Here is a 12,586-nt window from a genome sequence, read left to right as displayed (position 1 = left end):
TCAGCCCTTGGCGGCCTTGAGCCGGAACGTCGTGACCGAGCGCTGCGCGCCCTTGGCCTTCTGCACCGCGCGGACCTTCAGCGGACCGTCGGCCACGAGCACCCGCGCGGTCTTCGTCAGCTTGAGGACCAGGCGCTTCTCGCCGCCGGGGGCGACGGTGTAGGTGCGCTCGGAGACCGTGACGAGCTTCTTGCGCACCATCCCGGGGACCTTCACCTTGCCGGCGGTGCGGACGGTGAGGGTGCCCGCACAGGCGACGGTCGCGTCACAGGCGACGGTCACCTTGAACCGGTTCTTGCGCACCTTGACCACCTTGGCGGCCGACAGCTCGCCGACGCTCGGCGCGGGAGCGGGCGGGGTGACGACCGGCGGGACTGCCGTGGCGCTGGTGGTCGAGGTGGCCGTGCCGTCGAGCGTGGCCACGGTGAAGGTGCGGGCGGCGGCGCCGGCGGGGAGCGTGAAGGTGACCGTGAGGTCGGACCCGGTCCCCACGACCCGGCGAACGTCCGTACCGAGGCTCACGCAGGCCTGCTCGCCGGCAGCGAGGCCGCGGACCGTGGCGGTGACGCTGGTCTTCTCGACGGCGGTCGCGGGGGTGGAGATCGCGAGGGTCGTCGCGGCGGCCGGCGTCCACAGCAGGGCCGGAGCGGCCTGGAAGGAGCTACGGCGCCACTTGTCCCGGACGGTGGGGTTGGCGGCGATGCCGGCGGAGCGTGCCTCGGTCAGGTCGGCCGGGTTGTAGGCGATCGCACCCGTGGGCGCCTGGCTGGCGCACGCGCCGGCGTCGGCCACCTGGAGGCTGCGGACCCAGGCGGCGGCCTTGGTGGCCGCGGCGTCGTGGCCGGTGCTGCCGAGCGCCCAGGCGGCGAGCCCGGTGCTGTTGGCGTTGCTGCCCGGCGCCGACGCGTCGCCCTCGAGGGAGCCGTCGGGTCGCTGGACCGACTCGAGCCAGGCGGTCGCGTCCGCGATCGCGGTCGTGACCGCTGCGCTGGTGTCGCCGGACTCGACCAGGGACAGCACCGCCAGGCTGGTCGTGTCGGGGCTCGGCGCGGCCTCGTCGGCGTCGCACGCCGTGGCGGCGAGGTCGAAGCGGAAGTAGCCCGCAGGGCACTGCTGGTCCAGCAGCGCCGCGGTGGCTGCACCGGCCTCGGCGGAGCCGGCGACGGTGAGGGCCTCGGCGGCGAAGGCCTGGCCGATGGTGTTCGCGTAGTTCCCGAACGAGCTGTCGTCGGCGATCACGCCGGTGGCGTCGTCGGTGAGGGTCTCGAGCTGGTCGACCAGGTCGACCGCGGGGTACGCCGTCGCCGCGTCGCGCCCGATGCGCTGGGTGAACGCCGCGGCCTTGGCCGTCGCGTTGGCGTAGTGGCCGACCTGCCCGCCCTCGTCGGACGAGACGTAGCCGTAGGGGACGTCGTCCGAGGTGACGAGCCTGGAGCCGATGGCGTCGCCGATCGCGGCCGCCGTGTCGGCGCGGCCGGTGGCGTCGAGGGCGAGGCCGGCATCGACCGAGAGCCCGACGTCGGCGCCGTACTGGCCGACGGCCAGGCCGTCCGTCAGCTCAGCGGCGATCCAGTCGTCCGCGCGCTGGGTCGGGTCCGTGGTGGCGGCCGAGGCCGACGACGGCAGGGTGAGCGTGGTGGCGGCCAGCGCGACGGCGGCCAGTCCGGAGAGGAGCTTCATGGTCCCTTCCCTCGCCGCGACAGAGGGCGCCGGTGGGACCGTCGACCCGCTGCATTCCTCGACAGCGATGGTGATCAAGACGCGTCGAGGCGGGTGTTCCGGCTCGCACGGGATCGCTCCCGTGCCCACGGTTGCGGGTCAGCGCCGGTTTCGGACCGGCTTTCCCCAGCTCGGGCGTGTGTGGTGCCGACCCGGGCGGGTGCGGCCTGCGAAGCGTAACCCCGGCCCGGCGCCGGACGCACTTCGGCCCGGCGTCGCGGGACGCCGGGCCGGAGCGTGGTGCTGTGCGGGTGGTGCCGATGGGTCAGTTGCGGACCCGGAGCGAGGTGCGGGCCTCGTCGTCGGAGGTCTTCACCAGGGCGACGCGACGCTGGTTGCCCGCGGGCAGCTGCAGCTTGCGCACGATCTTCTCGCCCGACTTCTTGCCCTTGACGCGCACGAAGTCACCCTTGACCTGCAGGCAGGCGCTCTCGCTCGGCGCCAGGCCGAAGACCCGGAACTGCACGCGCTCGCCGGCACGGGCCTGCCTGCGCACGGACACGATCTTCAGCTCGTCCTTGCTCGCCGGGGCGAACTGGAGGCCGAGGATCGCCTGCGAGGTCGCCCGACGCCACTCGTCACGCGCGTCGGCGGGGATGCCGGTCACGGTGGCGTCCTTCGCCCGGTCCTTGCGGTAGGCGACGGCACCGGTGTCCTTGGTCAGCGCCGTACGGCACTTGTACTTGTCGACGGGCTGGTTCTTGCGCACCCACAGCGCTGCCTTGCGGGACGCGTCGCGGTTCTGCAGCAAGCCGAGGGCGTAGCCACCGATCGCGGTGGAGTTGGTGTTGATCTTGCTGACCGGCGCCGCGGCGCGGATCGCACCGCTGCCACGCTGACGGTCGGCCAGCCAGGTGCCCGCCTTGGCCAGCGCGCCGGTGACGGCCGCGCTCTTGTCGCCCGACTCGATCAGGTTGATCACCGCCATCGCGGTGGCGTCGGGGTCGGCCTGGCTTCCGGCGGCACCCTCGGCGCACGCCTGGTTGGGCTGGTCCGCCTTGTCGAAGCTGCCGCGGAAGTAGCCCGAGGCGCACTGCTGCTTGAGCAGGAAGTCGCGCGCCGCGCCCGCCTCGGTGGAGCCCGCCTGCGCCAGCGCGCGCACGGCGTAGGACTGGCCGATGACGTTGGCGTGGTTGCCGAACTCCGACTTGTCGAACACGCGACCGGCGATCGCGGCCTCCTGCGGCTTCGCCACCGGGTCGGCCGGCACGTCGGCGGTGCGCTCCTCGAGGCGTGCGATCAGGTTGATCCCGCCGTAGCTGGTCGGCGCCTTCTGGGCGACGCGGGCGAACGCCGCCGCCTTGGCGAGCGGACCGGCGTAGCTCTCCTTGGTCCCATCCCCGACGTACTCCGCGATGCGCGGCTCGAGGGAGTTGTTGATCGCGGTGACCATCCCGCCCTGGTCGGCGACGGTGGAGAGCGCGATGCCCGTGTCGATCGTGAGGCCGAAGTCCGGCCCGGAGGTGCCCATCATCAGGCCGTTGCTGAGCTCGCCCGCGAGCCACTGTGCCGCGATCGTCGAGGGCGTGCTGTCGGTGGCGGCCGCGGCCTTGGCGGCGCGGAGGGCAGGCGTCGGCTCCGCGGACGCCGGGGGCGCGGCGAGCACGCCGGCTCCCAGCGCCACGGTCGACAGGGCGACCGCGGCCGATCGGATGGGTCGAATGCGATGGTGCATGACTTCCTTCCCGCTCGCCGAGGGCCCCACGGACGGCAGCCGCCGTCCGTTCCCCCGTGTGGTGCGAGCGTTGGTTGGTGATGTGACCAATGTGATTCGCCTCGACCATAACAAGTTGTCTAGACCGGCGAATTTCTCGGTCGCTCCACCCCTGGGGGACGGCTGGGAGGGGTCAGGCGAGCTTCTCCAGGATCAGCTCGCGAACCCGCCCGGCGTCGGCCTGGCCGCGCATCTCCTTCATCACCGCGCCGATGAGGGCGCCGGCCGCGGCGACCTTGCCGTCACGGATCTTGTCGGCGACGTCGGGGTTGGCGGCGATCGCGTTGTCGACAGCGGCACCGAGGGCACCGTCGTCGGAGACCACGGCCAGCCCGCGCTTCTCGACGACCTCGTCCGGGCTGCCCTCGCCGGCGAGGACGCCCTCGATGACCTGCCGCGCGAGCTTGTCGTTGACCGTCCTGGCGTCGACGAGCGCCTGGATCCGGGCCACGTCGGTCGGCGTGATGGGCAGGTCGACGAGGTCGACCCCGTCCTCGTTGCTGCGGCGGGCGAGCTCGCCGAGCCACCACTTGCGGGCAGCCTGCGGTGCCGCGCCCGCGGCGATGGTCTCCTCGACCAGCCCGAGGGCCCCCGCGCCGACGGTGTCGCGCATCTCGAGGTCGCTGAAGCCCCACTCGGCCTGCAGCCGCGAGCGGCGCACCGTCGGGTTCTCCGGCAGCGTGCCGCGCAGCTCCTCGACCCACTCCCGGCTCGGGGCGACGGGCACCAGGTCGGGCTCGGGGAAGTAGCGGTAGTCCTCCGCGTCGGACTTCTCCCGTCCGCTGGTCGTGATGCCGGTGTCCTCGTGCCAGTGACGGGTCTCCTGCAGGATCGAGCCGCCGCTGCTGAGGATGGCCGCGTGCCGCTGCATCTCGAAGCGCACGGCCCGCTCGACCGACCGGAACGAGTTGACGTTCTTGGTCTCGGTGCGGGTGCCGAGGACGCCGCTGCCCTTGGGTGACAGGGAGAGGTTCACGTCGGCGCGCAGGTTGCCCTGGTCCATGCGGGCCTCGGACACGCCGAGCGCGACGATCAGCTCACGGAGCTGGGCGACGTAGGCCCGGGCGACCTCCGGGGCCTTCTCCCCCGCGCCGAGGATCGGGCGGGTGACGATCTCGATGAGCGGGATGCCGGCCCGGTTGTAGTCGACCAGGGAGTAGTCGGCGCCGTGGATCCGGCCGGTGGAGCCGCCGACGTGCAGCGACTTGCCGGTGTCCTCCTCCATGTGGGCGCGCTCGATCTCGACGCGGTAGGTCTCGCCGTCCACGTCGACGTCCATCCAGCCGTCGAAGCAGATGGGCTCGTCGTACTGCGAGGTCTGGAAGTTCTTCGGCATGTCCGGGTAGAAGTAGTTCTTCCGGGCGAAGCGGCACCACTCGGCGATCTCGCAGTTGAGCGCGAGCCCGATGCGGATGGCCGACTCGACGGCCTTGCCGTTGACCACGGGCATCGCGCCGGGAAGGCCGAGGCAGGTCGGGCACACGCCCGCGTTGGGCTCGCCGCCGAACACGGCCGGGCACCCGCAGAACATCTTCGAGGCGGTGTTGAGCTCGACGTGGACCTCCAGGCCCAGCGCCGGGTCGTACGACGCCAGGACGTCGTCGAACGCCATGAGCTCGGTCGTGGTCGCGGTCATCGCGAGACTCCTTCCAGGCCGGCGGCCTTGTCGAGCAGCGGGCCGCCCCACGCCTGCGTGAGCAGCGCCTCGGCGGCGGCGCCGACGCGGTAGACGCGGTCGTCGGCGAGGGCCGGCGCCAGGATCTGCAGCCCGACGGGCAGGCCGTCCTCGTCGGCGAGGCCGTTGGGCACCGAGATGCCCGGGACGCCGGCGAGGTTGGCCGGGATGGTGGCGAGGTCGTTGAGGTACATCGCCATCGGGTCGTCGAGCTTCTCCCCCAGGCGGAACGCCGTCGTCGGCGCCGTCGGCGAGACGAGCACGTCGACCTGCGCGAAGGCGGCGTCGAAGTCGCGGCTGATGAGCGTGCGGACCTTCTGGGCCTGGCCGTAGTAGGCGTCGTAGTAGCCGCTGGAGAGGGCGTACGTGCCGAGGATGATGCGACGCTTCACCTCGTCGCCGAAGCCGGCGTCGCGGGTCGCGCGCATGACCTCCTCCGCGCTCGGGTCGCCCTCAGGCACGACGCGGAGGCCGTAGCGCATCGCGTCGAACTTGGCGAGATTGCTGGACGCCTCGGCCGGGAGGATCAGGTAGTAGGCCGCGAGGGCGTGCACGAAGGAGGGGCACGACACCTCGACGACCTCGGCGCCGGCGGCGACCATCGTGTCGACCGACTCGGTGAAGCGCTGCATGACGCCGGGCTGCCAGCCCTTGCCCTGCATCTCGGTGATGACGCCGATCCGGACGCCGCTGAGGTCGCCGGTCGCGCCCGCCCGCGCCGCCTCGGTGAAGGAGGGCCACGCCTGGTCGATCGAGGTGGAGTCGCGCGGGTCGTGCCCGCCGATCACGTCGTGGAGCATCGCGGCGTCGAGGACGGTGCGGGTGACCGGACCGGCCTGGTCGAGGCTGTTGGCCAGCGCCACGAGGCCGTAGCGCGACACCCCGCCGTAGGTCGGCTTCACGCCGACGGTGCCGGTGACGGCACCGGGCTGGCGGATCGAGCCGCCGGTGTCGGTGCCGATCGCGAGCGGAGCCTCGAACGCGGCGACGGCGGCCGCGGAGCCACCACCGGAGCCGCCGGGGATCCGGTCGAGGTCCCACGGGTTGCGGGTGGGGCCGTAGGCGGAGTGCTCGGTGGAGGAGCCCATCGCGAACTCGTCCATGTTGGTCTTGCCGAGGATCGGCAGCCCGGCCTCGCGCAGCCGGGAGACCACGGTCGCGTCGTAGGGCGGGACCCAGCCCTCGAGGATCCTGGAGCCGCAGGTGGTCGGCAGGCCGCGGGTGGTCAGCACGTCCTTGACCGCGATCGGTACGCCGTCGAGCGGGCCGCGTGCCTCCCCGCGGGCGCGGCGGGCGTCGGACTCGGCCGCGTCGGCGAGGGCGCCGTCACCGTCGACGTGGAGGAACGCGTGGACGCGAGCGTCGACCTCGGCGATCCGGTCGAGGTGCAGCTGGGTCAGCTCGACGCTGGTGGTCGCGCCGTCGGCCAGCGCGGCGGCCAGGTCGGCCGCGGTGTCGTGCACGGTGCTCATCAGGCCTCCTCGCCCAGGATCCGCGGGACCGAGAAGCGCTGGTCCTCCACGGCCGGGGCGCCGGACAGCGCCTCCTCGGCCGTCAGCCCGGGCACCACGACGTCCTCGCGGAACACGTTGGTGAGCGGCAGCGCGTGGGAGGTGGGCGGCACGTCGTCACCGGCGACGCCGTTGATGGACGCGACCGACTCGAGGATGACGCTCAGCTGCGGCGCCAGGTGGTCGAGCTCGGCGTCGGAGAGGTCGATGCGGGCGAGCATGGCCAGGTGGGCCACCTCGTCGCGGGAGATCTCAGGCATGCGGGCAATCCTAGTGTCGACCGCTGCAGTCACCGGACCGGGGTTTTGGCGCCCGTCGACGGCGTCACACCACTACTCTCCGAGCAACATCGGCGACGGGGGTTAGTGATGGGTCTGGTCAGCACGACCGAGGTGGACGGCGTCCCGACGTTCTGGGTGGGCTCAGGGCGTCCGACGCTGTCGGCGTCGCTGATCTTCCGCGCCGGTATCGCCGACGAGGACATGGCCACGACGGGATGGCTGCACCTGCTGGAACACCTCTCGCTCCACGGGCTGGCGCGCGGGTCCCTCGCCGTCAACGGCTCCGTGTCGATGCTCTACACCTCCTTCGTGGTGCACGGTCCGGCCGACCAGGTGGTCACGACGCTGGCCGAGATCACGCGTCGGCTCGTGACGCCCGAGCTCGACGAGCTCGACCGCGAGCGCCGGGTGCTGGCGGCCGAGGCGGCCACGCGTGGAGGTCCCGTGCACCGGGCGCTCGGTCAACGCTACGGCGCACGCGGCCCCGGTCTGGCGGCGTACGACGACGCGGCCCTCGGCCGGGCCACGCCCGACCTGCTGCGCGAGGTCGCCGGGTGGGCCTTCCCCGCCGGCAACGGCGTCCTGGCCCTCGACGGCCCGCCCCCGGCCGGGCTGTCCCTGGGGCTGGCCCCCGGCGGCCGCATCCGCGAGGTCCGCGACACCACACCCGTCGAGAAGCCGCGCTCGGTGTACGCCGAGCCGGCGGGCCTGGTCCTGTCCGGCGTGATCTCGCGCGCCCCGGGCAACACCCTGGTCGCCCCGGTGGTCGAGGACGCCCTGCGCCGCAAGCTGCGTGACCAGGACGGCACCTCCTACGCGCCGTACTCGGTCTACGAGGCCGTCGACAACGGCTCTGCAGTGATCGTGGCCGGCGCCGACGTCAGCCCGGCGACGGCGCCATCGCTCCTCGGCAACGTCCTCGACCTGGTGGGCAACCTGGCGGAGCACGGACCGGACCCCGACGCGCTGGCCGACATCAAGGCGTCGGGGCGGCAGATCTACACCGACCCGTACAACATCGGTTTCCTCGCCCATCGCGCTGCTGGCGAGCATCTCTGGGGCCGGCCCGTCCAGCAGCTCGACGATCTGCTCGCCGAGCACGACGCCGTCGACGGCGACCAGCTCAAGCCCGCGCTGGCCGACCTCCGCGACAGCCTCATCGTCGGCGCACCACCCGCCACGGCGCCGCACAGCCGGCTCGAGGTGATCCAGCAGCCCGTCGTCAGGGCGCGGACCAAGGGCGCCCGCAGCAGCAACTGGCCAGCGGACGACTCGGTGCTCGGCATCACCGACGACATGGTCACCTTCGGCGACCGGCAGGCGCAGTACCAGTTCTCGATGAGCGACGTCGCTGGCTACTACCGCTGGGACAACGGCGGTCGCCGCCTGGTCCTCCAGGACGGATGGGGCTTCACGCTGGTGCCCGGGGCGTGGTCGGGCGGCGACCGCCACCAGCGCCGGCTCGACGAGCTCGTCACCGACGGGCTCCACCTCCCGCAACAGCCCGAGACGGCGCCCGAGCCGGTCGAGCCCCAGCCCCTCGCCCGACGATGGTGGCTCGGGATGCTGCGGTGGTTCGGCGGGCCGATCCGGGCCGTCATCGTGCTGCTCGCCCTGCTGTGGTGCCTGCTGGGCGTGGGACAGGGGGTGGGCGAGGGCGAGTACGCGCTCGCCCTCGTGTTCGTCCCCCTCGCGTTCGCCGTCGTGTGGTTCCTCAAGGTGCGCCCACAGGAGTAGGTCCCCCACTCCCGGTCGGGACGGCCGTCCCGATCGTCCCGGGACGCCGGGATCCGCGCCCCATGCGCCGGGAAGCGCCTCCGGCGAATCGTCGGTCCCACGGCGTCGGAGGGTCCGTCGCCACCGACCGGGTGACAGGGCGAGGCGATCTCGATGAGGGCACGGACAGTGATGATGGGGCTGGCGCTGGCGCCGATCCTGGTGGGGTGCGGGTCGGCGTCACGCCTGCCGGCCCGCGACGCGGGACAGGCGGTGGCCCAGCCCGCGCCGCGGGCCTCCTCCGCCCAGGCGCGCGAGGAGGCACCGGTCCCCGAGCAGCGCGGCTCGGAGGACTGGCGGATCAGCAAGCCGGCCCTGCACGGCGAGGTCGCCGCCTACACCACCCTGGCCGGCGGCGTGCCCGGCACCCGCGTCGGTCTGAAGGTGTCGACCACCGAGGGCGGCTACGACGTCTCGGCCTACCGGATCGGCTCCTACCCCGGCGGCACGGGCGCCTTCGTGTGGGAGTCCGGCTTCCGCCTGGGCAGGCAGCAGCCGCCGCCGCGCTACGCGTCGTACGAGCGACGCACCGTGGTCGCGCCCTGGAAGCGCGACCTGACCATCGACACCTCGACCTGGGTGCCGGGCTTCCACGTCCTCCGGGTGCGCACCGACACCGGGTTCGAGACGCAGGTGCCCTACGTCGTCACCTCACCGTCCGCGAAGGGGACCGTCGCGCTGGTCGCACCGGTCACCACGTGGCAGGCCTACAACGAGTGGGGCGGCTACAGCCTGTACGCCGGCGCGAACGGCGACCAGCCCAGCCGGGCCGTCAGCTTCGACCGGCCCTACAACGGGGCGACCGGCGCCAACGACTACCGCACGGCCGCCCTCCCGATCGTCGTCCGCGCCGAGAGGACGGGCGTGCCGCTGTCGTACTTCACCAACCTCGACCTCGACACGCGCCCGCGCGCGCTGAGGGGTGCCCGGGGCTACGTGTCGATGGGTCACGACGAGTACTGGACGAACGCGATGCGTGACGCCGTGCTCGACGCCCGCGACGCCGGCACCAACCTCGCCTTCCTCGGCGCGAACACGATGTACTGGCGGATCCGGCTGGAGCCGGGCCTCGAGGACCCGGCGCGCGTGGTGGTGGGCTACCGCCACTCCGCCCACCTCGACCCGCTGCGCGCGCAGGGCTCGGTCGACACCACCGGGCTGTTCCGCGACCCGCCCGTCCCGCGGCCCGAGCACGACCTGCTGGGCATGCAGTACGAGTGCTACCCCGTCGACACCGACTACGTCGTGGCGAGCCCGGGCTGGTGGGGCTTCCGCGGGACGGGCGTCCGCCGCGGGGACCACGTGCACGGGCTGGTCGGACCCGAGGCGGACCGGGTCTACCCCGACGGCCGGCTCCCCCGCCCGCTGCAGGTCCTCAGCCACTCGCCGTACTCCTGCCGGGGCGTCACCACGACCACGCAGTCCGTCTACTACACCTCCCCGTCCGGGGCGGGCGTCTTCAACGCGGGCACGCTGCGGTGGGGGTGCGCGATGGTCGACCGCTGCGAGCGCCCGCTGGGCGACGCGACCGCGGAGTTCACCCGCACGGTGACCGGGACGCTGGTGGCGGAGTTCGCCCGGGGACCGGTCGGCCGGCGGCACCCGGCCCACGACAACGTCGCGGACTTCGACCTCTCCATCGTCAACACGGTCCCCGCGAGCTGAGACATCGCGGGACGCCTTCGGCCATGATGAACGGCATGGGACAGCCTCGACGCCACCGCGGCCGCGCGACGCTCGTGGCCGCGGCGGTGACCCTGACCCTCGTCGCGCCCCTGGCCGCGGCGTGCTCGACGGGCCCCGAGCCGGACGACGACCGGTCGCCCCGGGCCGAGAACGCCGCGCTGCGGGTGCAGACGGTGTGGGGCGCCGACCGCCTCGACGAGCAGGCGCTCACCGAGCTCGAGGGCGAGGTGGGCGACGTGCTCTCGGACTACGTCGTCGAGGCGTTCCTCGGCACCTTCCCGCGCGAGGACTTCGTCCAGTCCTTCGGGGCCTTCACCAGCCGGGCCGCCCGCGAGGCCGCCGGGCAGATCGACATGCTCACCGCCGCCAGCTCCGGCGACGCCACCGCGATGCGCGCCACCGAGCTCGACGCGCGGCTCAGCTTCCTCACCCAGAGACGCACGGTGTACGCCGGCAGCGCCGCGGTGCGCTTCTCCTTCGAGGCGACCATGGAGGACGGGTCGACCCGGCCGCTGGTGCTCGCCGGCCGGATCCTGCTCGAGGCCGACGGCGAGCGGTGGCGGATCTTCGGCTACGACCTCGACTTCGACGACGGGGTCGCGGTCGGTGCGGAGACCGGGCCGGGCAACGGGTCGGAGGACGGGACGTGAGGTGGCTGCGACGCACCGCGCTCCGCCTCGCCCTGCTGGCCGGGGTCGCGCTGGCGGTGCCCACGGGCTCGGTGCACCCGACGACGATCAGCCTGACGACCATCGGCACCGCCAAGGCCGTCGACGCCGGCGAGGACTCGCTGTGGGTGCTCGCCCTCGGCTCGGAGGCGTCCGGCGGAGCGGACGTGACCACGGGACTGACCGACGCGATCCAGCTCGTCGGGGTCGAGCCGGCCACCGGGCGGGCGGTCGCGATCGGCCTCCCCCGCGACCTCTACGTCGACCTCCCGGGCGGGCCCGCCCGCCTCAACACGGCGCTGCGCGACCACGGCCCCGAGGAGGTGGCGCGGCAGGTCGCCCTGCTCACCGACATCGAGCCCGACGTCGTGCTGGTGACCGGCTTCGACGGGTTCCTGTCGATGATGGGCACGCTCGGCGACGTCGAGGTCGACTCCCCGCTGGAGCGGTTCACGACGGAGGAGGGCGGCGTCGTCGTCCGGCGCGGAACGAACACCTTCGACGCCGAGGAGGCGCTCCTCTACGCCCGCACCCGCACCTCCCTGCCCGGCGGCAGCGACTTCGAACGCGTCGCCAACCACCAGCGGCTCCTGCTCGCGGCGCTCCAGCGACTGAAGGCGGCCGAGGACGAGGAGGGATTCCTGGAGAGCGTGACCCTCTCCGCCCTCGCGGGACTCGAGACCGACATGACCCCGGGCCAGGTCTACCGGCTGGTCCAGTCACTGACCACGATCGAGCCGCGCCGCACCGCGGCGTGCATCGTCCGGGGCACCTTCGAGCGGGTCGGCGAGGCGGACGTCGTCATCCCCGACACCCAGCAGGCGCTCGCAGTCGGCCGCGACGCCGTCGACGACCTGCGCCTCCAGGGCGGCTGCCGCGACGGCTCCTGATGGGCGGGCTCAGCCCAGTCCCGCCTCACGGGCCTTCACGATCGCCTGCGCCCGGTGGGCCACCTGCAGCTTGGCGAAGATGTTGCTCGCGTGGTTGCGCACGGTCTTGACCGACAGCCCCAGCTGCCGCGCGATCTCGCCGTTCTCCTTGCCCTCGGCGATCAGCCCCAGCACCACCCGCTCGCGGTCGGTCAGGTCGGGGAAGGCGTCGGCCGTGGGACGGCTCCGCGCACCGGCGAAGTAGGCCATCACCCGGTCGGCGATGCCGGGGCCGAAGATCACCTCGCCCGCCCCGACGGCGTGCACCGCGCGGGTGATCTCGCCGCGGCGCGCGCCCTTCAGCAGGTAGCCCCGGGCGCCCGCGCGCACGGCCGCGAAGACCGACTCCTCGTCCTCCATCATCGTCAGCACGACCACGCCGATGTGCGGCGACGACTGCACGATCCGGGCCGTCGCGTCGATCCCGTTGACGCGGGGCATGTGGAGGTCCATCAGGACCACGTCGGGCTGCAGGTCCAGCGCGAGGGCGACCGCCATCGCGCCGTCGCCCGCCGTGCCGACGACCTCCAGCCCCGGCGCGGCCGCCAGCAGCGCCTCCAGGCCGCGGCGGAACTCCTCGTGGTCGTCGGCGACCAGCACCCGGTGCGTGTCCATCGCTCGCCCCTC

At 73.2% G+C, this 12,586-nt stretch carries 10 protein-coding genes and 1 riboswitch; of the genes, 4 read left to right on the top strand and 6 right to left on the bottom strand.

The window, feature by feature from the left end; genetic code table 11:
- The 5 genes from Q9S36_RS38850 to gatC all read right to left on the bottom strand — a co-directional run bounded on the left by Q9S36_RS38850 (position 1) and on the right by gatC (position 6,879).
- The gene (locus Q9S36_RS38850) at positions 1-1,680 is read right to left on the bottom strand and encodes a hypothetical protein (RefSeq protein ID WP_311290117.1); all 1,680 of its coding nucleotides are present in this window, start codon (positions 1,678-1,680) and stop codon (positions 1-3) included.
- 70 nt (positions 1,681-1,750) lie between these two features.
- A riboswitch (cobalamin riboswitch) is annotated at positions 1,751-1,890 on the bottom strand.
- A 94-nt stretch (positions 1,891-1,984) separates the two neighbouring features.
- Entirely contained in the window at positions 1,985-3,394 is a 1,410-nt protein-coding gene (locus Q9S36_RS38845; RefSeq protein ID WP_311290116.1) for a prenyltransferase/squalene oxidase repeat-containing protein, read from the bottom strand.
- A gap of 172 nt (positions 3,395-3,566) precedes the next feature.
- Positions 3,567-5,069 carry an Asp-tRNA(Asn)/Glu-tRNA(Gln) amidotransferase subunit GatB gene (gene gatB / locus Q9S36_RS38840; RefSeq protein WP_311290115.1) on the bottom strand — a complete coding sequence of 501 codons (1,503 nt, stop codon included), beginning with the start codon at positions 5,067-5,069 and terminating at the stop codon, positions 3,567-3,569.
- Positions 5,066-6,580 (bottom strand): Asp-tRNA(Asn)/Glu-tRNA(Gln) amidotransferase subunit GatA, encoded by a 1,515-nt coding sequence (gene gatA / locus Q9S36_RS38835; RefSeq protein ID WP_311290114.1) that lies wholly within the window; start codon positions 6,578-6,580, stop codon positions 5,066-5,068. The genes gatB and gatA overlap by 4 nt, the downstream gene beginning before the upstream one ends.
- Entirely contained in the window at positions 6,580-6,879 is a 300-nt protein-coding gene (gatC, locus tag Q9S36_RS38830; RefSeq protein WP_268112728.1) for an Asp-tRNA(Asn)/Glu-tRNA(Gln) amidotransferase subunit GatC, read from the bottom strand. The genes gatA and gatC overlap by 1 nt, the downstream gene beginning before the upstream one ends.
- A 108-nt stretch (positions 6,880-6,987) precedes the next feature.
- On the opposite strand from gatC, the gene Q9S36_RS38825 reads away from it, so the two are divergent.
- From Q9S36_RS38825 to Q9S36_RS38810, 4 genes are all read left to right on the top strand, one after another.
- Positions 6,988-8,637, top strand: coding sequence for a hypothetical protein (locus Q9S36_RS38825; protein ID WP_311290113.1), 1,650 nt, complete (start codon positions 6,988-6,990; stop codon positions 8,635-8,637).
- A gap of 153 nt (positions 8,638-8,790) precedes the next feature.
- Positions 8,791-10,341 carry a N,N-dimethylformamidase beta subunit family domain-containing protein gene (locus Q9S36_RS38820; RefSeq protein WP_311290112.1) on the top strand — a complete coding sequence of 517 codons (1,551 nt, stop codon included), beginning with the start codon at positions 8,791-8,793 and terminating at the stop codon, positions 10,339-10,341.
- A gap of 35 nt (positions 10,342-10,376) precedes the next feature.
- Positions 10,377-11,012: a hypothetical protein gene (locus Q9S36_RS38815; RefSeq protein ID WP_311290111.1), complete on the top strand. Its 636-nt coding sequence runs from the start codon at positions 10,377-10,379 to the stop codon at positions 11,010-11,012.
- The gene (locus Q9S36_RS38810; RefSeq protein WP_311290110.1) at positions 11,009-11,920 is read left to right on the top strand and encodes an LCP family protein; all 912 of its coding nucleotides are present in this window, start codon (positions 11,009-11,011) and stop codon (positions 11,918-11,920) included. The genes Q9S36_RS38815 and Q9S36_RS38810 overlap by 4 nt, the downstream gene beginning before the upstream one ends.
- 9 nt (positions 11,921-11,929) lie before the next feature.
- Here the strand turns inward: Q9S36_RS38810 and Q9S36_RS38805 are convergent, their stop codons facing one another.
- On the bottom strand, positions 11,930-12,574 hold the full coding sequence (locus Q9S36_RS38805; RefSeq protein ID WP_311290109.1) for a response regulator transcription factor: 645 nt from the start codon (positions 12,572-12,574) through the stop codon (positions 11,930-11,932).
- Positions 12,575-12,586 lie beyond the last annotated feature (12 nt).

This window comes from Microbacterium sp. ARD31 (assembly GCF_031844425.1).
Note: the sequence above shows the minus strand (reverse complement) of the source record. Positions and strands in the feature narration are given on the sequence as shown.

Excerpts from the sequence above, each read along its gene's own strand:
- gatC (WP_268112728.1), bottom strand. The coding sequence starts at position 6,879 with ATGCCTGAGATCTCCCGCGACGAGGTGGCCCACCTGGCCATGCTCGCC.
- Q9S36_RS38805 (WP_311290109.1), bottom strand. The coding sequence starts at position 12,574 with ATGGACACGCACCGGGTGCTGGTCGCCGACGACCACGAGGAGTTCCGC.
- Q9S36_RS38850 (WP_311290117.1), bottom strand. The coding sequence starts at position 1,680 with ATGAAGCTCCTCTCCGGACTGGCCGCCGTCGCGCTGGCCGCCACCACG.
- gatB (WP_311290115.1), bottom strand. The coding sequence starts at position 5,069 with ATGACCGCGACCACGACCGAGCTCATGGCGTTCGACGACGTCCTGGCG.
- Q9S36_RS38820 (WP_311290112.1), top strand. The coding sequence starts at position 8,791 with ATGAGGGCACGGACAGTGATGATGGGGCTGGCGCTGGCGCCGATCCTG.
- gatA (WP_311290114.1), bottom strand. The coding sequence starts at position 6,580 with ATGAGCACCGTGCACGACACCGCGGCCGACCTGGCCGCCGCGCTGGCC.
- Q9S36_RS38815 (WP_311290111.1), top strand. The coding sequence starts at position 10,377 with ATGGGACAGCCTCGACGCCACCGCGGCCGCGCGACGCTCGTGGCCGCG.
- Q9S36_RS38825 (WP_311290113.1), top strand. The coding sequence starts at position 6,988 with ATGGGTCTGGTCAGCACGACCGAGGTGGACGGCGTCCCGACGTTCTGG.
- Q9S36_RS38845 (WP_311290116.1), bottom strand. The coding sequence starts at position 3,394 with ATGCACCATCGCATTCGACCCATCCGATCGGCCGCGGTCGCCCTGTCG.